Below are 24,437 nucleotides of genomic sequence, written 5' to 3' on the forward strand. Positions count from 1 at the left end.
CAAGCGTCACAGCATAGTTCCGACGCTGATAATCACGGTGATAAACACGGTTAGGATGAGCAGCAGAGGCCAGATAAAGGCGAGCCAGCGATCGTAAGACACCCGCCCGATGGCAAGGCCACCAACTACAACTGCAAAAGTGGGATTGATCAGATTTACAAGACCGTTCGCTGACTGGTAGGCCGTCACCACGAGATCTCGTCCCACGTCCGCAAAATCGGCGAGCGGTGCCAGAATCGGCATGGAAAGAACAGCCAGCCCGGAGGACGATGGCACAAAAAAGCTCATGCCGATCTCAATCCAGAACATGAGATTGATGAAAGCGAGCTCTGGCAGACCGCCTAGCGATGCTTCTGCGCTGTGGAGGATGGTATCGGCAATCATGCCCTGCTCCATGATCACCACAATGCCACGGGCTAGCCCAACCACCAGAGCAACACCGAGAAGATCTCGGGCACCATCCACAAAGCTGCCGGTCAGTTTCTTTTCACCCAGTCGGGCAATGATGCCAATAACAATAGCGGCACCAAAAAACAAAGCGCCCATTTGCGCCATCCACCACCCCTGGGACGAAACACCCCAGATCATGACAACAAAGGCCAGCCCAAAGATAATCAGCGAAATGATCTGAGTCTTGGTGAGTCTAGCGCTATGGGTATTTTCATCATGTCCCTGTATGAACAGTTTGCGGTGGGCGTCCCACTGTTTTGCAACCACCGAGCGGGACGGGTCTGCTTTAACGCGGTGGGCATACCGCATGACATAGGCAATGCAGATCAGCAGACCGCCAATAAGCAGAATAAAACGCAGCACGATACCATCGGTAAACGGGATGCCTGCAGCATTAGCCGCAATAACGGTGGCGAAAGGATTGATAGTGGAGCCCAGTACGCCTATCCCCGCGCCAACCAAAATGATAGCGACACCGGTCACCGCGTCGTATCCGGCCGCGAGTATGACGGGAACAAGAATGGCGTAGAAAGCAAGAGTTTCTTCAGCCATCCCATAGGTTGTTCCGCCTAGTGCAAACAACGTCATCAGGATAGGAATCATCCAGATTTCATGCCCCTTTAGGTGGCGCATAGCGCTACGAATGCCGGTATCAATGGCACCGGTTGCATTCATCACGCCGAGAAAGCCCCCTAAGAACAGCACAAATAGTGCGACATCAATGGCATTCGCAGCGTAACTCTCGGGATCGTAGAATCCGGCGGTTGGGGCCAGCATGACCTCAACAAATCCCTGAGGATTGGGATCAACGGTTTGATAGGTACCTGGCACTGCCACTTCACGACCGACCTCTTCATTCATAGTCCGTTCATACTGCCCTGCCGGGATAATCCAGGTCAGAGCAGCAATCAGCATAATCAGACAAAAAAGAATGGTGTAAGCCGTGGGGAAGCGCGAAGCTAGGTTGTTTTCTAAGTTTACTGACGCTTTTGGATCTTCAGCCACGATATGTCTCCAGTCCATAATCGCATTGTGCAGACAAGCTCTCTCCTGGAACTTCAAATCAAGTCTAGCACTGGAATTCCAGTATTGGGTCGACCAAAACACGGAGCAATCGGCTATCAGCTTCCAGGACGCACCTACCTACTTCAATGTGGTCCTATTATTCGTGCTCAACTTCTCCAATCGTCCCGGTAGGCTTGTCTTCCGTCATCGTAAGAACAGTCGAACCGGGAATCTGATAGCCGATCGCTTGTCGCAGTGCTTCTTAATTAGGAACACTAGACTGGCAATCTAATGGGTTCTGTGCGCTAAGAAACATAAGGAGCAAGAAGAGAAAAACCTTTTCTCCCGAGATAGGATAAAATGCGGCACCGAACCGTACTGGCACCCCAGGCTCCAATTCTTGGGGCAGGCCGAGCGTGACGACTGGGCAGTGGGAGGATATTACGAACTTTGAGCGTAATTAGAACAAGCGTGATAGCAGATAGTTGGGCGTAACTCATCCAGATTCGCAATTAGACAGCTTTACATTCGATACTTGAAGTGATGTCTTAAAGACCGAAAAGGAACCGTTCCAACTAGGTGTTTCGTACGCTTGTCACCTAGCAACAAGCACACATAAAAACGGCCACTGTAGCAATGAGCTAAGTGGCCACTTTTATATATTTTGGTCGGAGCGACAGGATTCGAACCTGCGACCTTTGCAACCCCATTGCAACGCGCTACCAAGCTGCGCCACGCTCCGTACGTCTCAGCATACGATTCTTGCCTCAAGACGGTGCGTATACTAGCGTTTTATCGAACAAATGAAAAGCTCTTTTTGCGCTTTCTTTTCAAGTGCTTGTCTTCCATAAAGATTCATAAATACGCCCTACGCATGGCTATCTGCGTCGCGTAGTAAATTAGCCATCGCGGAATAAATGGCGGGTGCGCTGACGAGCAAGTGCTTGGAGTAAAGATCCTCGGGCACGTCATCAGGTACGTCGTAAAGATGACCAATACGTGCACCCGCCTCGCGGGCAATCACCCAGCCTGCAACGAAATCCCAAGGCGAAACGCTTTCATAGTAAGCGTCCAAGCGGCCGCAGGCGACGTCACAAATATCCAGAGCGGCCGCCCCATTGCGACGCATGTCTCGGCAGTTAGCCAATACGGCGGCTAGGCGAGGCAACAGGGCATCGCGAGCCTCACGCTGGTACGGAAAACCGGTCGCCACAAGGCTATGCGCTAGCTCACGGGCTTCACTGGGAGCGATCGGCTTATCATTGCAATATGCCCCAAACCCATCGGCCGCGGTAAAGGTTTCATTCAAAAACGGCGCGTGGACGACGCCGATTTTCGCCACCCCGTTCTCCAGCCAGCCTATCGAGACCGCCACATGGCGTAGCCCCTGGGCAAAATTAACCGTGCCATCAATCGGATCGACGACCCATAGCTGCGGTGTACTGACGTTGAACGCCTGGTCGGGGGATAGCTCTTCACTTAGACGGGTCTCGTCAGGAAAATGCAAGGCTAACTGCTTGCTGATAAAGCGATCTACCGCTATATCGGCATCCGTTACTAGCTCATCACCTGCTTTTAAGTGCCGACCAAATGACTGGTTTTGGCGTGCCTCGATAATCATTTGCCCCGCCTGTTCGGCAATCGACCGGGCAATTTCCAGGCGCTCTTTGAGCGTATAGGCCGACATAGCAACTCCATTAGTGGATGAGACGTTAGCGTAGAGCATCCACCAGGATATCGACAACCACACGAGTAGCCGCATCAATCAGCACTACATCGGCGCCCACTCGCTGCCATTCATAACCCGGATAATCGGGAAGCTGATTGGCTAAAGAGCCGTCAAAGCGCTTGGCGATACCCGGCGGCAACGGCTTGCCACGCGCCAGGTTACGCTCAATGCCGGGCGGCAGCGACTCAGCTCGGGGCGCACCATACTCACGCAGCAAGCGCTGAAGTGCGCGCTCTTCAATGCGCGGCTGATCGTCACGGTAATCACGCTCACCGCGATGGTCGGATGACCGCTGACGGTGCTCTTGATGCTGGCCTTGCTGATGCTGTTTATCCCGAGCACCATGCGCCGGGGCATGATCAGGCTGAGCAAACGCCGCGCTACTGAGCACCAGGGCGGCCACGCCACCAACAAAAACGATTTTGAAAGGATTCACTGTAAGCTCCTCGTATGGGCTTAGAACCTACAGTGTAACGAGCGAATGCGCAGGGAATGAGCAAACAACGAGCATATTGCAGACATCAAAATATCTAAACGACTCCTCTGCAAAAAAGCTGGCTTACTTGGAAAGCTTAAAGCTCTTTCTCATCACGGCAGGAACCCGGCAAATATTTTTCGTCAAGCGCATTGCCTGCCCCAGTAGTGGTTCGACAAGACCACTGAAGAGAACCCTCTGAAGCCGTAGACTCCATCACCACCCATTTACCCGCAATAGCGCTGTTGGAATTGTCACTCATCTCCATAACAACACGGGCATCGTAATTTTCTTCGCCAGGCCAGATGCCAATATAGGCCACAAAACTGTCGTTATTGATCTCCCCTCCGTTTCCGCTCCTATCGCTATCTTCAGGCAGACCAGCCTCCTCATTACTATCGGGGAAGCGGCCTCGTACCGAATAAAACTCACTCATGGTCGTTTTATACGCCGATGCCAGATTAAATGCCTCAGATACCTGGGCACGGGCGGTATAGTTCTGATACTGAGGAATGGCGATAGAGGCCAGTACTCCGATAATGGCGACCACAATCATTAGCTCGATTAGCGTAAAGCCTTGCTGGATTTTCTTCACGTTCCATCCCTCTAAGGGCGGTCTTGGTCGTCACTATATAAATTGGGGCCATTAAGGCCCCAACAGTTTGCGTTTGGTAATAAAATTAGTCTTTACATCCCGCAGGAATACGATTATCAGCTATAGCATTTTCTCCATCACCACCGCTGCATACCCACCCTTCTTGGGGATCTTCGGTTTCCAGAAGCATAGTGCCGCCTTCTAATGCACTATCCGTTTCAAACGTTACAGTGATAGTGCCAGTATCCTCTTCGAATGCATATGAAGCATTTTGCACATATCTACCTGCTGGCTCATCGTCGGCTTCGACTAAGTCATCGACATCATCAGTTGATGGCATATCTCCCTGAAGTGAGTATTGCTCAGCAATATCTGCGCGCATGCCTGCCGTCACCGACAGTCCTTCACTTGCCTGGGCGCGGGCGGTGTAGTTCTGATATTGCGGGACGGCAATGGACGCCAGTACGCCGATAATCGCCACCACGATCATTAGCTCAATCAGCGTAAAACCGCCCTGTTTTTTGTTACCTACTGCCGGTTGTGCAGAATGCTGCATGGAGTCGTCTCCTTGGGGAATCGTACTCAGCGTCGGCGCTGGGCATCACAATTGGGTGAAGGCTTAATGACATTAACTTACAGTCTGTTATTTATCAACGCTGCGCATTAACCCTAACGTATGAACATTATCGACCGTTATATGCTTTTCTTGAGTTTATCGGCTTAAGCCATGTTACTGCCGTGCGGGGCCAAGTATGGTAAAAGTACCCCACAGCGCTATTCACTAATGAGTCCTGCATGAGCGAATCTAATGTCGAGTCCACTTTAAGCCATGCCGCCGCCCGGGGCGGGCTTCGAGGTATTGCCCAGCGTTTGGTCAAGCATGACTTGCTCACTGAGGCTCAGGCGGCCACCGCCGAGGCGACGGCCTTTGATTTAGACATTTCACTGCTACAACACGTGGTGGATAGCGGCCTAGTCGACTCTAAGCAGGCAGCAGTCGCCGCTGGCTGGGAGTACGGGCTGCCGGTGATTGATCTCAATGCAGTGCGTTTATCATCGCTACCGCCGGCCGCGGAATATCCCGTCAAAGTGCTGCAACATTTAACCGTTTTGCCGCTGGCGCGTCATGGCCACCGGCTCACCGTTGCCGTCCCCTACCCCGCAACACTCACCCAACTGGATGAGTTGCAATTTGCCACCGGTCTAAGTGTTGAAGGGGTGCTGGCCCCCGTTGACCAACTCGCCACGGCGCTAAATCAATACCTAACGCAAAACGAGCGCAGCATGCTGGAAGAGCTTGACGACGTCGATGATGCCGTCAGCTCTTTAAATGTCGTTCAGGGCGCGGGGGATGACGCTCCACTTGAAGAGGCACCCCAAAATAGCGACGATGCGCCGATCGTTAAATTCGTCAACAAATTATTGTTGGATGCCATTCGCCGAGGCGCGTCGGATATCCACTTTGAGCCCTATGAAACCCAATACCGCGTTCGCTTCCGGATTGACGGCATGTTAATTGAAGTGGCGCGCCCTCCTTTTGCCATGCGTAACCGCATTGCCGCGCGCTTGAAAATCATGGCGCGGCTGGATATTTCCGAACGTCGACTGCCCCAGGACGGGGCCATTAAACTGAAACTGTCACGCACCCGTTCTCTCGATTTTAGGGTTAACTCTCTGCCCACCGTGTATGGCGAAAAGCTGGTGTTGAGGATTCTAGACCCTACCGCCACACAACTGGGTATTGAGCAGCTTGGTTTCACTGATGACCAGCGTGGCTACTACGAGCGGGCGTTAGCACAGCCACAAGGGATGATCCTGGTGACGGGTCCAACGGGCAGTGGTAAAACCGTATCGCTATATACCGGCATCAATATGCTCAACCAGGTAGAACGCAATATCTGCACTGCCGAAGATCCTGTAGAAATCAAAGTCCCTGGCGTTAACCAGGTCAACGTGCTGCCGAAAATAGGTCTGGATTTTGCCAGCGCGTTAAGGGCATTCTTGCGCCAGGATCCCGACGTGGTCATGGTGGGTGAAATACGCGATTTAGAAACCGCTGAGATTTCGGTCAAAGCCGCCCAAACCGGCCACCTGGTTCTGTCCACCGTACATACCAACTCGGCAGCCGAGACCTTGACTCGCTTATCCAATATGGGGGTGTCCTCCTTCAATATTGCCAGTGCGGTCAGCTTAATTATCGCACAACGTTTGGCGCGCAAGCTTTGTCCTCATTGCAAAGCACCCGCTGATATTCCCCATGAAACCCTTCGGCGCGAAGGCTTTAATCAACAGGAAATTCAGCAAGCTACTCTCTATCGTCCGGTGGGCTGTAAGCAGTGTACCCAAGGCTACAAAGGACGCGTTGGCGTTTATGAAGTGGTCCCCATTACCGATGCGATGCGTCAGTTGATTATGCGCGATGCCAATGCCCTCGATATTGACCAGTTGGCTCGTCGCGAAGGGTATCCTAGCTTGCATCGCAGCGGCCTTTTAAAAGTGATGCAAGGGATTACCAGCCTTGAGGAAGTTAACCGCATCAGCAAGGAGTAAATCATGGCCAAGGCGCCCCGCGCTCGACGCCAGCCGACCGTTCAACTTTATCGTTGGAAATGGGAAGGTACAGGACCACAAAATCGTACACTGAGCGGAGAAATCGTTGGCCGCAGCAAGGCGGATGTGGCAAGCGAGCTGGCGAATCAACAGATCAGCGTGCGTCGACTACGCAAAAAAACCGGCCTCAGTGGGCGCGGGCGCATTAATCCGCAAGATATCATGGTGTTTGCTCGTCAAATGGCCACCATGATTCGCGCCGGCATTCCGCTTTTGCAGGCGTTGCAGGTGGTGGCCGAGAGCCTTAAAAAACCGGCGATGGTGGCGCTGGTACAGCAAATGATGAGCGATATTTCCGCGGGTGCCAGTTTCTCCGATGCGCTACGCCGCCATCCTAAATATTTTGATCGGCTGTTTGTGAACTTGGTAGAAGCAGGTGAGCAAGCCGGTGCGCTGGACCAGATGCTTGACCGAATCGCCACCTATAAAGAAAAAGTCGAATCGCTGAAGAGCCGCGTTAAAAAGGCCTTGTGGTACCCTTCCGCCGTGTTGCTTATCGGTGTAGGGGTCACTTTGCTGTTACTGGTTAAGGTAGTGCCCGAGTTCGATAGCATGTTTGACAGCTTTGGCGCGGAGCTACCCGCCTTGACGCAAATGACCGTCAACCTATCCGACCTTGCCCAGCGATTTTGGCTACACGCACTGGGGGCCGTCCTAGCAGGCGTATTACTGCTAAAACAATCCATTAAGCGCTCTCCGCGCATTGCTTACCGAGCGCACAGCGTTATACTGCGCCTGCCCATTGTCGGCGACATTTTGCATAAATCGGCAGTCGCCCGTTTTGCCAGAACCCTGGCGACGACGTTTGCTTCTGGCGTGCCATTAGTCGAGGGACTTGATACGGCGTCAGGTGCCACCGGCAACAGGGTTTACGAGCGCGCAGCCACCCAGACACGTCATGACGTCGCCACCGGCCAACAGCTACATTTCGCCATGCGCATGACCAATCAGTTCCCGCCCCTGGCGGTACAAATGGTCAGTATTGGTGAAGAAGCTGGCTCACTTGATGCCATGCTAAACCGCGTCGCGGACTACTACGAAGAAGAAGTCGACAACAAGGTTGATGCCTTAACCTCGCTGATGGAACCGCTTATTATCGTGGTGCTAGGCCTTTTGGTTGGCGGTGTCGTGGTGTCGATGTACTTACCCATCTTTAACTTAGGCTCGGCTCTATAAGGGTCAGTGCAAAGGCTTGTCATGCAGTATTTTTCGATAACGTTCTGGCCGCTTATTTTTATACTGGGGTTATGCCTGGGCAGTTTTCTTAACGTTGTCATCACTCGACTGCCCGTCATGCTGATGCGGCAATGGCGCCAGGAAGCACGCGCTCAATTGGCGCTGGGCGACGAGCCATTGCCGCGATTCAATCTTGCCCAACCACGCTCCATGTGTCCTCGCTGTGAAACCACTCTTCATTGGCACGACAATCTACCACTAATCGGCTGGCTTAAGCGACGCGGGCGCTGCGCGCATTGCCAGGCCAGAATCAGCGTACAGTATCCGCTAATTGAGTTTGCCGGTGGTGTCCTGGCCATCACTGTTGTCTTGCTTTATGGCTTCAGTTGGCAAGCCCTATGGCTTTATGGTGCCTGCTTAACGCTGCTTGCGCTGGCGGTCATCGACTGGCGAGTGCAGCTGCTACCTGACGCTCTAACGTTGCCGTTACTGTGGGCCGGGTTACTTTACCAGTGGCTCTTTCAGCCTGCTTTCCTGGCCGATGCTGTCATCGGCGCCGTGGCCGGTTATCTAAGTCTTTGGAGTTTCTACTGGTTATTCAAACTTGCTACCGGCAAAGAGGGCATGGGCTTTGGTGACTTTAAACTATTAGCCGCATTGGGCGCTTGGCTGGGTTGGTTATCACTACCGCTGGTCATGCTATTTTCAGCGGGCTTAGGAGCCATATTGGGCATCGTCTATCAAGCATCATCTCCCCAAGCCCGCGGCACGCCTATACCGTTTGGGCCCTTTTTGGCGCTCGCCGGCTGGATTATGCTGCTTGCTGGCAACGAGGTATTAGCAATGTACTTGAATATCGTCAGTTAAGCATCACGCAAACAAATGACATGTCACAGGTATAAACACCATGATTATTGGCTTAACGGGGGGGATCGGTTCGGGTAAGTCGACGGTCGCCCGCGCCTTTGGCGAACGCGGCATTGGTTGGGTCGATGCCGACGACGTCGCCCGTGAAGTTGTCGCGCCCGGCGAGCCCGCCCTCACCGACATCCTTAACCGGTTTGGGCCCGAGGTGATCGCCGAAGATGGCTCGCTCAACCGGGCCACACTTCGCGAGATTGTTTTTGAAGAACCAGAGCAACGCCAATGGCTTGAGCAACTCACTCATCCACTCATTCGTGAACGCCTCATTGCAGCGCTACGGCACATCGAAGCGGGACCTTCACCTTACGCGCTGCTGGTATCGCCTTTACTGTTCGAGTCTGGGCAAGCGGCATTAGTGGATCGTACCCTGGTGATCGACATTCCCACCGACATGCAGCTATCAAGAACGCTGAAGCGAGACGGTGTCAGTGAAGCAAACGTGCGTGCTATCCTAAAAGCACAAATGTCGCGTGAGGAGCGCTGCGCTAGGGCCGATGACATCATCGACAATAGTCGCGATATTGCGCATATGAAGCAGCAAGTCGCTAGCCTTGATCAAGCCTATCGCGCGTACCTTTCTTCATGATTGGCTTCACAACTATTTTCGTTTCTCACTCACTAATACGTTTTACATCACTTCGGATTTATTATGCCTCAACCCGCTAACGACAGCCCATTTGAAGTTGCTTGCCCCCAGTGTACTCGCGCCGTTCCGTGGAGTGACGAAAGCCCCTATCGTCCATTTTGCAGTAAGCGATGCCAACAGCTCGACTTGGGTGCCTGGGCAGAGGAGTCTCATCGGATTGCCGGTGAAAACGCCATGGACGAAGCGGATATCGACACCCTTCTAGCACAGGCAGATCGCGATGCACCGCTTTCCTGACCTTTTAGCTTATTTACAAAGCGCATTCCACGATCAAAGAGTCACCGCTCCATGACGGCACCACACTACCCTGCCTACCAACTTATGCAGGAGCTTGAGCGGTGTTTTGACAATCTGATGGCAGCATTGGAAGTACTCGCAAAACGCTACGAGGAGCAACGTCCGCTTACCTGGACACTATTGCCGACAAACGATACCTCATCTGAATGGTTTAGAACGGCCATGTTTGATGTCTGGCACCAACCGGGGCAGGACGGCCGGGAAACACGCAATTACCTAGGCATTGTGGTTGCCAATGATGCGCTTATCGACGCTGCTCACAATGTTAATTTGGCGAAAGAGGCTTTTCATACAGGCTTACAAAAAATCAAAAACACCTCACCGAAGGCGCTGAGTGACGCCAAAGCACGCCTAACAACACGGCACCCAGAAGTTAAAAGCGTTTTACGTAAAGAAGGCCTAGCTCGGCTGCATTTAAAGCAATGCTGGCGTCAGTTACCTATCGCAGATGCGGAGGTAAGCAAAGTACGCTTTGCCTGGTACCAAAGCGGGCGGTCAATTAAACGCATCACCGTTCGAGAAGCAGAACAAAAACTTCTCCAGCTTGACGCCGAAGCACCTCATGTAAAGCTGCAACTGCGTCGCCTTGCAGGTTTGCCTAGCGGTGAGCCGCTCGCCCAAGTCCAGCCTCAGGCACCGCTAATGCGAGCCAATCTATTTTTTACCCACCCGCTTGCAGATGGCCATACCAGGCGAGCGTTAAACGTCGCAATGCCCCTATTTGTTCCCAGCACTAGCGCTGGGCTACCTAATATCAAAGCACCGCCTTCTCATCCTCAGCCCACGCGAACACGTGCAACTCGACGCGATGAAAAGCTAGAATCTGACGTTTTTTTACCCAGCCTGCGAGTCTATCGTTACCGCTCATAACCACGACTTGAAGACTTTAGGCAGGCACCTGTCCGTCTGTCCAACGCCCAGCCGTTATTAATGTCTCTATCAGGAGGCGTAGGTCATGCGGGGCAATATGGTACTCCGTCAGCAGGGCTTCAAAACGCTGCTGAAACTGCTCCTCGCGTAGATGGGCATTCTTTTCCGCGTCTTCTTTCTCAAGCGCTTCCAAAGAGCGAACAGGCGGTCCGGTAGGAATATCCATCGTGCTGCCAGGGTCTTCTAGCTGACGTAGCGCTTGCGCAAACGCATCATCTAATTCACGAAATTTGCGAAGCTTATCGCGCTCGTCCAACTGTTTATGAACTTTTTGATATTTCATTGATGTTTCATTTACACCCTTTCGATTATGGGATTCGCCTGTTTATTTGGCTATTTTCCCTAAAAACTGTGCCCAAACGCGTAAAAAGGCAAAGCAAACTTGCCTTCATCGGCTGTTACTAGCATAAAGAGAGCATCGTTATAAATCGGTGCACATAGCAAAAAAAGCTTACGTATCGTTGCCCATTTTGCAATCACTGTAATAGTAAGCTGCAATGTAACTATCACGGCGCCAAGTAAGCCGTCGTCACATTGCCCTAATGCGAAAGTACACCCGCTACATCAACGCACCGGGAGGGTGCACATTACAGCCAGATCCGGCATCTGGCCGTAATACTCATGCATGGGAGGCCAGATAATGTTCAACGCAATGACACGAGCTGAGATCTGGCTGCAGGACACACTTGAAAAGCCATTAAGCATTGATGATCTTGCTCAAAATCTAGGGTATTCAGCTTCTCAAGTACGGCGCCAATTCCGCCATTACTTCCACACCTCGCCGAGTGCTTATCGAGAAAAACGGCGTTTGGAACGAGCTGCAGTATTACTAGCCTTTACTCCACGTAATATAGCGCAAATAGCGATAAGCTGTGGCTACCAAAATCACTCATCTTTCTCGCGAGCTTTTCAGCGGCACTTTCAATTATCCCCGCGAAATTATCGTCAGGCTATACGCTACGTGCTACACCAGCAGATACCCTCTCACGGCTTTACGACACGTATTGAGCGCGCACCCGCGCGACAGGCAGTTTTAATGCGGCTGTATAAGTCGCCTGAACACCTACAAGGCCTGGGGGATACTACTTACCATAGCCATCAGTTGGAAGGCCTGCAAGCACGTTTGGCTGACTCCACACCGGTCGTCTCGCTGCCCGATCTGCTAAGCGAGAAAATAGACGCACTCAGCGATCAAACATCACATCCAGTACGCACTGATATCGGACTTTATCTGGAAACGCTTCATAATATAAAAAGCATTCCATTACCAGCGCCCTATCGCCGCGTAAATATTGCAACGCGCTATTATGCAAGCACCTACTTTCATGAATTTTCACAGCTTTCACGCGCATTAACCAACACGCTGCTAGAGCTTCTGCATAAACCAAAAAACGTCTATATTAGCGGCGATGCACCTATGGTTCTCTGGCAGCCGGATTATTTGGAGCTAAGGGTACCGCTGACACACTGAAAATAGAGATTATTTAGGGCCATAAATAAACCGGCACTTCAATAGAAATGCCGGCTTGTAGATGCTTAGTACTTAGTCTTCCATGCGGACGAGCCAGGACTCAACGGCCTCATCGCCGTGTTCGTCTTTCCAGCTGCGCAGCCCTTTGTGGTTACCGCCACGCGTTTCAATAACCTCACCTGTATGGGGGTTTTTGTATATCTTCAAACGGCGCTTACGGCGACCAGCATTGCTGCCAGTTGATTTCGCACCACGCTGATCAGCGGCAGGATCAAGTAACGCCACCACATCGGCTGGCCGCTTACCAAATTCATTCATTAGCGCTTCAAGCTTTGACTTGAACTCTAGCTCGCTTTTGAGCCGCTGATCACCCTCAAGGCGCTGAAGATCTTCTTGAAGCTGCTTCAGTTGCTGTTCTTTTTGGATGTATTCATTAAGTAGTGACATGGGGAATCCTTTAACATCAGGTCAAACCAGATAAGATACCGAACTGACATTGCCAGTATCCATTAGTTCAGAATGCGTATTCATTATTACTGCAAAAGAGCCAACTGACAACAGTCTAGTTCATTTTTAGTCAATTACGAAAATTTTTTAAATATTGACTTAGCATGGAATAACTTTAAAAGGCTTTATCAATAAGTCACTGAAGGCAGGAAGTCACAGACAAAAAAGCGCCGCCTTAAAGGCGGCGCTCTTACAAAGCCATGACTAATGCGTCATTAGTCTTGACCCATCTGCTGCTTAATCAAGTCACCGATAGTGGTGGCACCACCTGTTTCCGGCTCTTGCTCACGTATTTTCTTAAGGTTCTGACGCGTGTCGTCTTGCTCTTTCGCTTTTACTGAAAGATTAATCTGACGACTCTTACGGTCAACGCTTACAATGCGCGCTTCAACACTGTCACCTTCGTTGAGCACGTTACGTGCATCTTCAACGCGATCAGCGGCGATTTCAGATGCCTTAAGGACGGCTACCACATCAGTGGCCAGCTCGACATGAGCTTCTTTAGCATCCACTTCAACTACACGGCCCGTGACGATACTGCCTTTGTCGTTAACCGACAGGTACTCGGCAACCGGATCGGAATCCATTTGCTTAATACCTAAGGAGATACGCTCGCGCTCAGGGTCGATAGACAGAATAACCGCTTCAGCTTCGTCGCCTTTCTTGAAGTTACGAACCGCTTCTTCGCCAGTATCTGTCCAGGAAATATCCGACAGGTGAACCAGCCCGTCGATACCGCCTTCCAGGCCGATAAAGATACCGAAGTCAGTGATTGACTTGATGGTACCTGATACACGGTCGCCTTTGTTGTACTCGGCATTGAACGTTTCCCACGGGTTCGCAGTGCACTGCTTAATACCCAGAGAAATACGACGACGCTCTTCGTCGATATCCAATACCATGACGTCAACATCATCGCCCACTTGCACTACTTTGGACGGATGAATGTTTTTGTTGGTCCAATCCATTTCAGAAACGTGAACCAAACCTTCAACGCCTTCTTCCAGTTCAGCAAAGCAGCCGTAGTCGGTCAGATTAGTGACCACTGCGTGCACTTTGGTACCTTCTGGGTAACGGTCTTTAATGTTAACCCACGGATCTTCGCCCAACTGCTTAAGACCCAGCGAAACGCGGTTGCGCTCACGGTCAAACTTAAGCACTTTCACGTTGACTTCGTCGCCTACGGCCACGATTTCAGACGGATGCTTGATACGCTTCCACGCCATATCAGTGATGTGCAGCAAGCCATCAACACCGCCCAGATCAACGAAGGCACCGTAATCGGTCAGGTTCTTAACGATACCTTTGATTTGCTGGCCTTCCTGGAGTGTTGCCAGCAGCGCTTCACGTTCAGCGCTATTTTCTGCTTCCAGAACCGCACGGCGTGAAACCACGACGTTATTGCGCTTCGGATCGAGTTTAATGACTTTAAAGTCCAACTCTTTATTTTCCAGGTGCGCGGTATCGCGAACCGGACGAACGTCAACCAGAGAGCCTGGCAAGAAGGCACGGATAGAGTCGACGTCGACAGTGAAGCCGCCTTTGACCTTACCGTTGATCACGCCTTTGACAACTTCATCTTTCTCGAAGGCGGCTTCCAGAATCTTCCAAGCTTCTGCGCGCTTGGCTTTTTCACGGGACAGACGCGTTTCACCGAAGCCATCTTCAACAGCTTCAAGTGCAACGTGCACATCGTCACCGATGGCAATGTTCAGTTCGCCATTCTCGTCACGGAACTGAGACGCGGGAATCTGACCTTCCGATTTTAGACCGGCGTTAACGGTAACCCAGTCACCGTCAATATCGACAACTTGGGCCGCAACGATAGCGCCCGGCTCCATGTTAATGTCGTTAAGAGACTGTTCAAACAGTTCAGCAAAGCTTTCGCTCATGGTGTTCCTACGTGATCAACGTTGTTGAGGCATAAATGCCTTCTCCGTACCACCAGCGAGTACGGGCCTAATGTCACTCTGCTTTTGGGGGTGTTAGCGCTGGTTAGACCTGACCGGGCTCACCGATGTGAGTATTGCGCCCTGCCATGTCGTGACACCTATCCAAAAACGCCGCAAGGGAGAGTCAAATGCCGGATGCTAAGCCATGCTGGGAAAGCAACTCGGTCAATTGATCAACCACTTCCGGTATGCTCAGGCACGTGGTATCAAGCGTAATGGCATCATCTGCCGGCTTGAGTGGAGCCACGTTGCGCTGCATATCGCGTGCATCGCGCGCCTGAATCTCCTTTAGAAGACTCGAAAGACTAGCATCCACGCCCGCTTCCTGCAACTGCTGATGGCGACGGCGGGCCCGCTCGGAGGCCGATGCAGTCAAGAATATTTTTAAGGAAGCGTTAGGAAAAACGATCGTTCCCATATCGCGGCCATCCGCCACTAGTCCAGGTGCTTGGCAAAAGTTGCGCTGGCGTTGCAATAGCGCCTGACGAACTTTGGGCAGCGCGGCCACCTGAGAGGCGCGCTCACCAGCCTCTTCAGTACGAATCACGCGGCTAACATCCTCTCCTTCCAAAAGCGTCCGCGCCTGACCATCATCAACTGGAAAGGCGACATCCAGTGATTGCGCCAATGTTGCCAGGGCATCTTCATCATCAAGCGCAACCTGATGCTTAACAGCCGCCTGCGCGGTTAAGCGATACAGAGCACCACTATCTAATAGATGCCATTTCAAACGGTCAGCCACCAGCCCGCTAATGGTGCCTTTACCCGCACCACCGGGACCATCAATCGTCAACACAGGGAACTGCTCGGTCATACGCCCTCCGCTGAAAGCGTCATGCCCACGCGTGTGGCCAGAGGGACAAAATCAGGGAACGAGGTGGCGACATTAGCGCAGTCGTCGATCACGATATCGTCACTTGCCCGTAGCGCCGCAATGGCAAAGGCCATCGCGATACGGTGATCACCAAGGCTATTGATCCGACCACCGCCGTAACTGGGTGTTTGATCATTGCCATTGCCAATGATATCGATGCCGTCAGCAACCACTGTGTTTTCAACGCCCAAAATAGTGAGTCCATCGGCCATTGCCTGGATGCGGTCAGACTCTTTAACCCGTAACTCTTCTGCTCCGCGCAGCCGGGTGGTGCCTGTGGCATTCGCGGCGGCAATAAACAACGCAGGAAATTCGTCAATCGCTAGTGGCACTTGGTCTACGGGGATATCAATGCCGGTGAGGGGCGAGTAGCGAATGCGAATATCCGCAACGGGCTCACCCCCCACTTCGCGCTGGTTTTCAAGCGCTAAGTTTGCACCCATTAAGGTGAGAATATTGATCACACCAATGCGGGTCGGGTTAATGCCGACGTGCTCAAGCGTTATGTCAGACCCCGGCGTAATAGCAGCAGCGACCAAGAAGAATGTCGCCGATGAAATATCCGACGGCACATCAATCGGGCCTGCTGTCAGCTTACCGCCGCCCTGCAGCCAGCAGGTGTCGCCTTCGCGCGATACTGCATAGCCAAAGCCATTAAGCATGCGCTCAGTGTGGTCGCGAGTAGGCGCGGGTTCTCGAACGCGGGTTTCACCCTCGGCGTATAATCCAGCTAATAATAAGCAGGACTTCACCTGGGCACTGGCCATGGGCATATCGTAATAAATGCCCTTCAGAACGGCGCCGCCGGTAATCTTCAAGGGCGGCCGTCCGCCTTCTGCGGTATCGATCGTTGCCCCCATCAATCGCAGCGGGTCGGCAACGCGTGCCATCGGGCGCTTGTTCAACGACTCATCGCCTGTCAGTTCGGTATTAAAGGCCTGACCAGCCAATAAACCCGCAAACAAACGCATCGCCGTGCCTGAGTTGCCTACATAAAGCGGCCCGGAAGGCGCTTTTAGCCCCTGCATACCAACGCCATGGATAGTAACGCGTCCCTGGTGAGGGCCCTCAATGGCCACGCCCATTTCCCGAAACGCTTGAAGAGTCGCGAGGCTATCTTCACCCTCTAGAAACCCCGTGACATCAGTGACACCCTCAGCAAGCGCGCCAAGCATAATGGAGCGGTGCGACATGGATTTGTCACCGGGTACACGTAGGCGACCTTGCGCCTGACCGCCTGGCCGCACCCGGTAAGTCACCTTACCTTGTGGTTGCATATGATATTCCGCCTGGTAAGTGGTTTTATTCAATAACGTATCAAAATAATGGCGTGCGTGACTGGCCCGATCAAATGTCGCGATCAGGGCATCACTATCGCCACGCTCAACGGCATCCCGCAGCCGAGCGAGGCCTGCTTCAAACTCGTCCAAGGACGTTAGCACTGCCTGGCGATTGGCAATAAAAATATCTCGCCACATCACCGGGTCGCTACCGGCAATACGGGTAAAATCACGAAAGCCACCGGCGGCATAACGGAAAATATCCAGCCGATCATCCTGACGTGCCAGCGTATCGACCAATGAAAAAGCCAACAGGTGCGGCAAATGGCTAGTGCGTGCCAATACATGGTCGTGGTGCTCAACGCTCATCTCAAGCACTTCAGCCCCGCAGGCTTTCCAAAGCGTTCGCACACGCGCTAACGCGGCCGGGTCAACATCGGGCTCGGGAGTCAAAATCACTTTATGGTGACGATAGAGGCCTGGGTCGGCCGCCAAGACGCCGCTCTTTTCCGAGCCTGCAATGGGGTGACCCAATACCATGTTAGTGGGCACGCGGCCGAACACACGCTCAGCACAGGCCCGAATCGTCGCCTTGGTGCTACCCACATCGGTAATGACTACATTTTCGCCGGCGCGCGGTAAAGCACTGGCAAGCGCTTTCATGACCGTTTCCATTGCCAGCACCGGTACAGCCAGCACGATCAATGATGCATCAACCACTTGATCGCCAAGCTCGGTTCCACCGCTGTCAATTATCCCCATCTCGACGCCACGCGCAATTTCATCTGGATTGGGGTCGCAGCCGACTATCTGACTCTCAAAACCAGCCGAACGCAGTGCCGCTGCCAGTGAGCCACCTATCAACCCAAGACCAACGATCAATACTCGCGATTCATTAACGCCAGTCACCCCATTATCCCCTGGCGTCACAATACGCCCTGGGGGTAGGAGCCCAGCACGCGCAACTCAGCGGCACGGAGTTGGACTTCTTCCAATACGGCCGCGACACGGGGCTCGTCGCGATGACCTTTAAAGTCGATAAAAAAGACATAGTTCCACGCGCCGGTACGCGACGGACGCGTCTCCAGGCGGGTCATATCAATTTGATGGCGATGAAACGGCTCAAGCAGATCATGAAGCGCGCCTGGCTGGTTGCGCATAGCAACCACAATCGACGTTTTATCCTCTCCCGACATGGGAATATCTTGGTTGCCGATAATTAAAAACCGTGTGGAGTTATCCGGACGGTCTTCGATTTTTTCTGCCACGGGCTCCAAGTTATACAGTTTTGCCGCCATATCACCGGCAATCGCCGCGCTGTGCCATTCGGTTTTCACCAGTTTTGCCGCTTCGGCATTGGAGGAAACCGGCACTCGCTCAGCGTGTGGAAAGTGCGCGTCAAGCCACTTGCGGCACTGGGCAAAGGACTGGGGGTGAGAGTATATACGCGAGACTTTATCGCGGCGGGTGGTTTCACTAACCAACAAGTGGTGATGAATACGCAACACCACTTCACCGCAAATCCGAATGGAAGATTCCATAAAGGTATCAAGGGTGTGGTTCACTACGCCTTCGGTGGAGTTCTCAACAGGCACGACACCGTAGTTAACAGCACCGGCTTCTACCTCACGAAATACTTCATCGATAGCAGCCATGGGGAGACTAACGGCACTTTCACCAAAGTGCTTTAACGCCGCCTGCTGAGTGAAGGTGCCTTCAGGCCCCAGATACGACACCTTGATGGGCTTTTCCAGTGCCAGGCAGGCCGACATAATCTCGCGGAACAGCCGCGCCATTTCTTCAGAATCAAGCGGGCCTTTGTTCAAAGACATAATGCGGCGCAGCACCTGGGCTTCGCGCTCAGGGCGATAAAACACCGCACCTTCGTCCTCGGCAAGCTTGACATGCGCGACCTGCTGAGCGCAGTCGGCACGCTCACTAATCAAACGCAGGATATCGTCATCCAGCTGGTCAATACGCTGGCGCAACGCGTCCAGATTGATCGGCGTATCGGACATGGTGATTAGCCCCTTCGTTGTTCGAAATCTGCCATGAAGGCAATCAATGCGTCCACGGCTTCCTCGGGCACGGCGTTATATAGGCTGGCGCGCATGCCGCCAACGCTGCGATGGCCTTTCAGATTCAGTAGCCCGGCCTCATCTGCCTCTTTTAAAAACAGCTGATCCAGTTTAGCGTCCGCCAAAACGAAGGGCACGTTCATGCGTGAACGGTTATGAACCGCAATCGGGTTGCTATACAAATCACTGGCGTCGATAGCAGCATAAAGCTTTTGGGCTTTGCGTTGGTTAATCGCATCCATCGCTTTAAGGCCACCAACGTCTTCTTTAAGCCACTGGAAAACCAACCCCGCCAAATACCAAGCATAGGTAGGCGGTGTATTGACCATAGACCCCGCTTCGGCGAGAAGCTGATAGTCGAACAGCGAAGGAATGGTGGGCTTAGCCTTACCCAATAAATCATCACGCACCAAGACTAGCGTTAACCCTGCCGGGCCAATGTTTTTCTGCGCGCCCGCATAAATCACGCCGAACTCACTGACATCCAGCGGCCCGGAAAGAATGCTAGAGGACATATCACACACCAGCGGAACAGCGCTGCCATCACTGCGCTGCACCCTTGGGGTGTAATCAAACTCAAGGCCGCCAATCGTTTCATTAGCGGTATAGTGAAGGTACGCCGCATCATGGCTTACATTCAGCGACTGGGCCGCTGGCACGGCGGTATGGCCGCTGGCCTCGCTACTGGCGGCCACATGACAATCGAAGCCGAGCCGCTTGGCCTCGTTGAGCGCTTTTTTACCCCAAATACCGGTTTGTATAAAGTTGCCACAGCCTCCTGGCCCCAATAGATTCATTGGCAGCATTGCGAACTGCAGACTGGCGCCGCCTTGCAGAAACAGCACTTTATAGTTGCTGGGAATATCCAGCAACTGGCGCAAATCGGCTTCAGCTCGTTCGGCAATCGCAACAAACTCGTCGCTACGGTGACTCATCTCCATCACCGATAAACCACGCCCCTGGTAATCGAGCAGTTCATCACGGGCCCGCGCCAACACCGCCTCAGGCAGTGCCGCCGGTCCCGCGCAAAAATTATAACGACGTGTCATCGGCTCCGTCATCCTGTGCGTCATTATCATTGGCGTCGTCTGTCTCCGCCTCTTCGAGCGCTTCAAACTCTGCCTCTTCCGGCTCATCGACGCGCACGGTCTTGACCAGCTTCTCTTCTTTACCGAGGCGGATCAGCATGACCCCCTGGGTATTGCGCGATGTGATCGAGACTTCTTCCACCCGCGTGCGGACCAACGTGCCGCGATCGGTAATCAGCATCATTTCGTCGCTGTCGTAGATCTGCATGGCGGCCACCAGCGAACCATTACGCTCGCTGGTCTGCATGGCGATCACGCCCTGGCCACCGCGGCCGCGCAGCGGGAACGCTTCCAGCCGGGTGCGCTTGCCATAACCGTTTTCACTGGCGGTGAGAATGTAGATATTGCCGCCATCGGACGGGCTTTCGACATCGCCGTCGGTGGCGTCGTCTTCGCCGTCGATCTGCTGCGTCTTGGGGATGATCAGGCTGATCACTTCAGCGTTATCCGTCAGACGCATCCCACGCACACCGCGGGCCGTACGGCCCATGGCACGCACGTTACCTTCCTCGAAGCGGATCGCCTTGCCGTTGGACGACAGCAGCATCGCATGATCAGACCCCGAGGTAATTGCGGCGCCCACCAGACGATCGCCCTCTTCAAGGTCGATCGCAATCAGGCCCACGCTGCGCGGACGCGAGAACTGTTCGAGACTGGTGCGCTTGACCGTCCCCTGCGCGGTGGCAAAGAAGATGTAGTGATCGGGATCGTAATCGCGCACCGGCAGGATCGCGTTGACCGCCTCGCCTTCCTCGAGCGGCAGCATATTGACCAGCGGCTTGCCACGCGAGCCGCGGCTGGCGTTGGGCATTTCGTAGACTTTCAGCCAGTACACCTTGCCGCGGTTGGAGAACAGCAGCACCGTATCGTGGGTCGACGCCACCAGCAGGTGCTCGATGACGTCTTCGTCTTTCATGGCCGTGGCGGACTTGCCGCGGCCACCGCGACGCTGGGCCTGGTAGTCGGAAAGCGGCTGGGTCTTGGCATAGCCCGAGCGGGAGACGGTGACCACCATGTCTTCTTCGGCAATCAGGTCTTCCATCGACAGGTCGAGATGGCTGGCCTGGATTTCGGTGCGACGGTCGTTGCCGAACTGATCACGCACCGCGTGCAGCTCTTCACGAATCACTTCCATCAGACGGTCTGGCGAGGCAAGAATCTCTGTCAACTCGGCTATTTTTTCCAAGATGGAGAGATATTCATCAAGCAGCTTCTCGGTTTCAAGGCCGGTAAGACGATGCAAGCGAAGCTCCAGGATCGCCTGAGCCTGCGCTGGCGACAACCGGTACTCAGTAGCGCTGGGGTTTAGGCCAAAGCCTTCTTCAAGCTCTTCTGGCTTGCACGACGTTGCACCGGCTCTCTCCAGCATGGCGGTCACTTGGCCGGGCTGCCATGTCTTGGCGAGCAGCTTCTCACGCGCTTCTGCCGCATTGGGCGAGGCTTTGATGAGCTCAATGACTTGATCAATATTGGAGATGGCGACGGCCAAACCTTCCAAGATATGACCACGCTCACGGGCTTTTTTCAGTTCAAACAGCGTACGCCGAGTCACCACTTCGCGCCGGTGGCGGATAAACGCTTCGAGCATTTCTTTCAGGTTCAACGTGCGAGGCTGGCCATTTTCGAGGGCCACCATGTTGATACCAAAGACGTTTTGTAGCTGTGTTTGAGCGAAGAGGTTATTCACCACGACGTCGCCGGACTCGCCGCGTTTAATTTCAATAACCACGCGCAGCCCGTCTTTATCGGACTCATCGCGCAGTTCGGCGATGCCCTCTATCTTCTTCTCTTTGACCAATTCGGCGATCTTTTCGATCAAACGCGCCTTGTTTACCTGATAAGGCAGTTCGGTAATGATGATGTGATCGCGGCCGGTTTTATCGTGGTGCTCGATGGTGTGGCAAGCGCGCACATAAATGCGTCCCCGCCCGGTACGATAAGCTGACAGAATACCCGCGCGGCCATTGATAATAGCGCCTGTGGGGAAATCCGGGCCGGGGATATACTCCATCAAATCATCCACCGACAGCGTATAGTCATCAATCAGAGCCAGGCAGCCATCAATCACCTCGCGCATATTATGCGGCGGGATGTTGGTGGCCATGCCCACAGCGATACCCGATGACCCATTAATCAACAGATTGGGAACTTTTGTGGGCAGCACCTCAGGAATACGCTCGGTACCGTCGTAATTGTCTACCCAGTCGACGGTATCTTTTTCAAGATCGGCGAGCAGCTCATGGGCCAGGCGCGACATACGCACTTCGGTATAACGCATGGCCGCTGCATTATCGCCATCGATCGAACCGAAGTTACCCTGGCCGTCGACCAGCACGTGGCGCATTGAGAAATGCTGCGCCATGCGAACGATGGTGTCATAGACCGCACTATCGCCGTGCGGGTGGTATTTACCGATAACGTCACCGACGACACGCGCCGACTTCTTATACGGTTTATTCCAGTCATTGCTCAGCTCATGCATGGCAAACAGCACACGCCGATGAACAGGCTTCAGGCCGTCACGCACATCAGGTAGCGCGCGGCCGATAATGACACTCATCGCATAGTCGAGATACGACTGTTTGAGCTCGTCTTCAATATTGACGGGCAAGATTTCTCTGGCGATGTCACCCATGAAAGTCAGATCCTTTGCACTGCATTGGCACTGCGAGAGTTGAAAGCGCTTATAAAAACGGCCTTAAAGGCACGGCAAAGCGGCGCCCAAATACTGCCCCATCATACCACTGCATTGGCACCAAGGGCAGCCGGTCACATCGTCAAGACGTTTCAATCGGCAAATACCGCCTTCTCTACTGTTAAAGCCTCAAGCGTCTGGCGGACATTGCCGTCAATAGCGCTAGCCTTGTTGGCCCGCACGTCCAGCAACACAAAGGTGAGATCCGCTTGGGCCACTAAACGGCCATTCTGTTGGCGAATCTGGTGGTGGCATATCGCACTACGCTCGCCCACATCGACAATCCCCGTCATGATCACCAAGTCGTCGCCTTGAACGGCGGCGGCACGGTAATCAATATTCAAATTAACCACGACAAATGCCCGACCGGCATCGTGCAATTCTTTCATGAGCGCGGGATGTGCATCGAAAAACGCCCAGCGCCCTTCTTCCATAAATTCCAAGTAACGCGCATTGTTAACGTGCCCATAGCCATCCAAATGATACCCACGTACACGGAGATGAATACGCGATACTAAGTCAGCCGACATAAATACTCCCAGGGTGTATACGTTATTGATAATGACCGCTAACCAACTTAACTGAGCCAGCGCCATCCCCAATCAAACATAAGTTTGAAACACTCGCAACATTCAACCTCTTGGTGACGGTGCTGGTAGGAAAGCGCTGCTTTCGACATAATGTGCCACCTTTTAAACAGGACAGGCGACATGTGGTTCAAACACCTGCACTTATATCGCGTACATAGCGCCCCGGCGCTAGACCAATCGGCCCTGAGCGACGCGCTGGATGCGCACGCGGCGGCGCCCTTAGGTAATGCCGATGCGCGGCGTCTTGGTTGGACGGCACCTGCCGGGCGGCTCGGTAGTGGTCAGCGGCTACATGAAATCCAAGGCCATCGTCTGCTGTCGGCGCTACGCCAAGAACGCTTGTTACCCGCTTCTGTCGTTAAAGAGGAAGTCGACGAGCAGGTGGCCAATATTGAAGCAAGCGAAGGCCGCAAAGTAACCCGCAAAGAGAAAACCGCTCTTAAAGAACAAGTCACTGAAGACCTGCTGCCTCGCGCCTTTGTTCGCAGCCAAAAAATTGATTTATGGTGGGATACGGGCCGCCAACTCATCGGCATTAATGCCAGCTCGCGCACACGGGCGGAAGATATTCTAGACCTGCTACGCGAATCCCTGGGCACCTTGAGCGTTACACCGTTAGCTTCTCAGACGCTGCCCATGCGTGCCATGACCACTTGGCTAGGTGACCCCACAAGCCGCCCCGCCGACCTTCAGCTTGGCTATCAGGTAGAATTAAAAGCCAAAGGCGACGATGGCGTGCTCCGCGCGCGGCAGGTTGACCTGGACAGCGACGAAATCCAACAGCTATTAGAGAGTGGGCGCCAAGCGAGTAAACTCGCTCTACATATCGAAGGTCGCCTAAGCTTGGTATTACACGAGGACTTAGCGCTTAAGTCGCTGCGTTTTGGCGACGCACTAATAGAAGAGGCCGACCAAACCGATGATGGCGACGATGCGTTGGCCCGGTTAGAAACCGACTTTATTTTGATGGCGAACGCCCTGTCTGAGGATATCGCTCGCTTGATGGAATGGCTTGGCGGTGAGACACAACGGGAACCTTCAGCCCCTTGAGCACTCTGTCTGACA

At 53.3% G+C, this 24,437-nt stretch carries 22 protein-coding genes and 1 tRNA gene; 8 read left to right on the top strand and 15 right to left on the bottom strand.

Going from position 1 to position 24,437, the window contains the following annotated elements:
• Window positions 1-6 precede the first annotated feature (6 nt).
• From GA0071314_RS09690 to GA0071314_RS19885, 6 genes are all read right to left on the bottom strand, one after another.
• Window positions 7-1,455: a YfcC family protein gene (locus GA0071314_RS09690; protein ID WP_231896436.1), complete on the bottom strand. Its 1,449-nt coding sequence runs from the start codon at window positions 1,453-1,455 to the stop codon at window positions 7-9.
• 665 nt (window positions 1,456-2,120) lie between these two features.
• Window positions 2,121-2,197 (bottom strand) — tRNA-Pro (locus GA0071314_RS09695).
• 126 nt (window positions 2,198-2,323) lie between these two features.
• On the bottom strand, window positions 2,324-3,142 hold the full coding sequence (locus GA0071314_RS09700) for an inositol monophosphatase family protein (protein ID WP_074396447.1): 819 nt from the start codon (window positions 3,140-3,142) through the stop codon (window positions 2,324-2,326).
• A 25-nt stretch (window positions 3,143-3,167) separates the two neighbouring features.
• Window positions 3,168-3,620, bottom strand: a complete 453-nt coding sequence (locus tag GA0071314_RS09705; protein WP_074396448.1) for an anti-virulence regulator CigR family protein — start codon at window positions 3,618-3,620, stop codon at window positions 3,168-3,170.
• Window positions 3,621-3,756: 136 nt separating this feature from the next.
• Window positions 3,757-4,254 carry a pilin gene (locus tag GA0071314_RS19760; RefSeq protein ID WP_074396449.1) on the bottom strand — a complete coding sequence of 166 codons (498 nt, stop codon included), beginning with the start codon at window positions 4,252-4,254 and terminating at the stop codon, window positions 3,757-3,759.
• An 85-nt stretch (window positions 4,255-4,339) separates the two neighbouring features.
• Entirely contained in the window at window positions 4,340-4,810 is a 471-nt protein-coding gene (locus tag GA0071314_RS19885; RefSeq protein ID WP_074396450.1) for a pilin, read from the bottom strand.
• A gap of 239 nt (window positions 4,811-5,049) precedes the next feature.
• Between GA0071314_RS19885 and pilB the strand changes: the two genes are divergently transcribed.
• From pilB to GA0071314_RS09745, 6 genes are all read left to right on the top strand, one after another.
• Window positions 5,050-6,804: a type IV-A pilus assembly ATPase PilB gene (gene pilB / locus GA0071314_RS09720; RefSeq protein WP_074396451.1), complete on the top strand. Its 1,755-nt coding sequence runs from the start codon at window positions 5,050-5,052 to the stop codon at window positions 6,802-6,804.
• 3 nt (window positions 6,805-6,807) lie between these two features.
• The gene (locus GA0071314_RS09725; RefSeq protein ID WP_074396452.1) at window positions 6,808-8,040 is read left to right on the top strand and encodes a type II secretion system F family protein; all 1,233 of its coding nucleotides are present in this window, start codon (window positions 6,808-6,810) and stop codon (window positions 8,038-8,040) included.
• Window positions 8,041-8,061: 21 nt separating this feature from the next.
• A complete protein-coding gene (locus GA0071314_RS09730; protein WP_074396453.1) occupies window positions 8,062-8,907 on the top strand; it encodes a prepilin peptidase in 846 nt (281 codons plus the stop codon).
• 40 nt (window positions 8,908-8,947) lie between these two features.
• Window positions 8,948-9,550 (top strand): dephospho-CoA kinase, encoded by a 603-nt coding sequence (gene coaE / locus GA0071314_RS09735; protein ID WP_074396454.1) that lies wholly within the window; start codon window positions 8,948-8,950, stop codon window positions 9,548-9,550.
• A gap of 63 nt (window positions 9,551-9,613) precedes the next feature.
• Window positions 9,614-9,847, top strand: a complete 234-nt coding sequence (gene yacG / locus GA0071314_RS09740; RefSeq protein ID WP_074396455.1) for a DNA gyrase inhibitor YacG — start codon at window positions 9,614-9,616, stop codon at window positions 9,845-9,847.
• Window positions 9,848-9,898: 51 nt separating this feature from the next.
• Entirely contained in the window at window positions 9,899-10,777 is an 879-nt protein-coding gene (locus GA0071314_RS09745; RefSeq protein WP_074396456.1) for a DNA replication terminus site-binding protein, read from the top strand.
• Between the two features lie 16 nt (window positions 10,778-10,793).
• On the opposite strand, the gene GA0071314_RS09750 is transcribed toward GA0071314_RS09745, so the two are convergent.
• Window positions 10,794-11,120, bottom strand: coding sequence for a hypothetical protein (locus GA0071314_RS09750; protein WP_074396457.1), 327 nt, complete (start codon window positions 11,118-11,120; stop codon window positions 10,794-10,796).
• Window positions 11,121-11,477: 357 nt separating this feature from the next.
• On the opposite strand from GA0071314_RS09750, the gene GA0071314_RS09755 reads away from it, so the two are divergent.
• Complete coding sequence (locus GA0071314_RS09755) at window positions 11,478-12,308, top strand: helix-turn-helix domain-containing protein (protein ID WP_074396458.1); 831 nt, start codon at window positions 11,478-11,480, stop codon at window positions 12,306-12,308.
• A gap of 72 nt (window positions 12,309-12,380) precedes the next feature.
• On the opposite strand, the gene GA0071314_RS09760 is transcribed toward GA0071314_RS09755, so the two are convergent.
• From GA0071314_RS09760 to GA0071314_RS09795, 8 genes are all read right to left on the bottom strand, one after another.
• Window positions 12,381-12,755 (bottom strand): histone-like nucleoid-structuring protein, MvaT/MvaU family, encoded by a 375-nt coding sequence (locus GA0071314_RS09760; RefSeq protein ID WP_074396459.1) that lies wholly within the window; start codon window positions 12,753-12,755, stop codon window positions 12,381-12,383.
• A gap of 275 nt (window positions 12,756-13,030) precedes the next feature.
• Complete coding sequence (gene rpsA / locus GA0071314_RS09765) at window positions 13,031-14,707, bottom strand: 30S ribosomal protein S1 (RefSeq protein ID WP_074396460.1); 1,677 nt, start codon at window positions 14,705-14,707, stop codon at window positions 13,031-13,033.
• 184 nt (window positions 14,708-14,891) lie between these two features.
• On the bottom strand, window positions 14,892-15,581 hold the full coding sequence (gene cmk, locus GA0071314_RS09770; protein ID WP_074396461.1) for a (d)CMP kinase: 690 nt from the start codon (window positions 15,579-15,581) through the stop codon (window positions 14,892-14,894).
• Complete coding sequence (locus tag GA0071314_RS09775; protein ID WP_231896437.1) at window positions 15,578-17,830, bottom strand: bifunctional prephenate dehydrogenase/3-phosphoshikimate 1-carboxyvinyltransferase; 2,253 nt, start codon at window positions 17,828-17,830, stop codon at window positions 15,578-15,580. Before GA0071314_RS09775 ends, cmk begins: the two co-directional genes overlap by 4 nt.
• Before the next feature lie 17 nt (window positions 17,831-17,847).
• Window positions 17,848-18,939, bottom strand: coding sequence for a prephenate dehydratase (pheA, locus tag GA0071314_RS09780; protein ID WP_074396463.1), 1,092 nt, complete (start codon window positions 18,937-18,939; stop codon window positions 17,848-17,850).
• Window positions 18,940-18,944: 5 nt separating this feature from the next.
• Complete coding sequence (serC, locus tag GA0071314_RS09785) at window positions 18,945-20,048, bottom strand: 3-phosphoserine/phosphohydroxythreonine transaminase (protein WP_074396464.1); 1,104 nt, start codon at window positions 20,046-20,048, stop codon at window positions 18,945-18,947.
• Window positions 20,032-22,722 carry a DNA gyrase subunit A gene (gyrA, locus tag GA0071314_RS09790; protein ID WP_074396465.1) on the bottom strand — a complete coding sequence of 897 codons (2,691 nt, stop codon included), beginning with the start codon at window positions 22,720-22,722 and terminating at the stop codon, window positions 20,032-20,034. The genes serC and gyrA overlap by 17 nt, the downstream gene beginning before the upstream one ends.
• A gap of 152 nt (window positions 22,723-22,874) precedes the next feature.
• Window positions 22,875-23,312, bottom strand: a complete 438-nt coding sequence (locus GA0071314_RS09795) for an acyl-CoA thioesterase (protein ID WP_074398500.1) — start codon at window positions 23,310-23,312, stop codon at window positions 22,875-22,877.
• A gap of 180 nt (window positions 23,313-23,492) precedes the next feature.
• On the opposite strand from GA0071314_RS09795, the gene GA0071314_RS09800 reads away from it, so the two are divergent.
• Complete coding sequence (locus GA0071314_RS09800) at window positions 23,493-24,422, top strand: recombination-associated protein RdgC (RefSeq protein WP_074396466.1); 930 nt, start codon at window positions 23,493-23,495, stop codon at window positions 24,420-24,422.
• Window positions 24,423-24,437: the final 15 nt, after the last annotated feature.

Source organism: Halomonas sp. HL-93 (assembly GCF_900086985.1).
Taxonomy (GTDB): domain Bacteria; phylum Pseudomonadota; class Gammaproteobacteria; order Pseudomonadales; family Halomonadaceae; genus Vreelandella.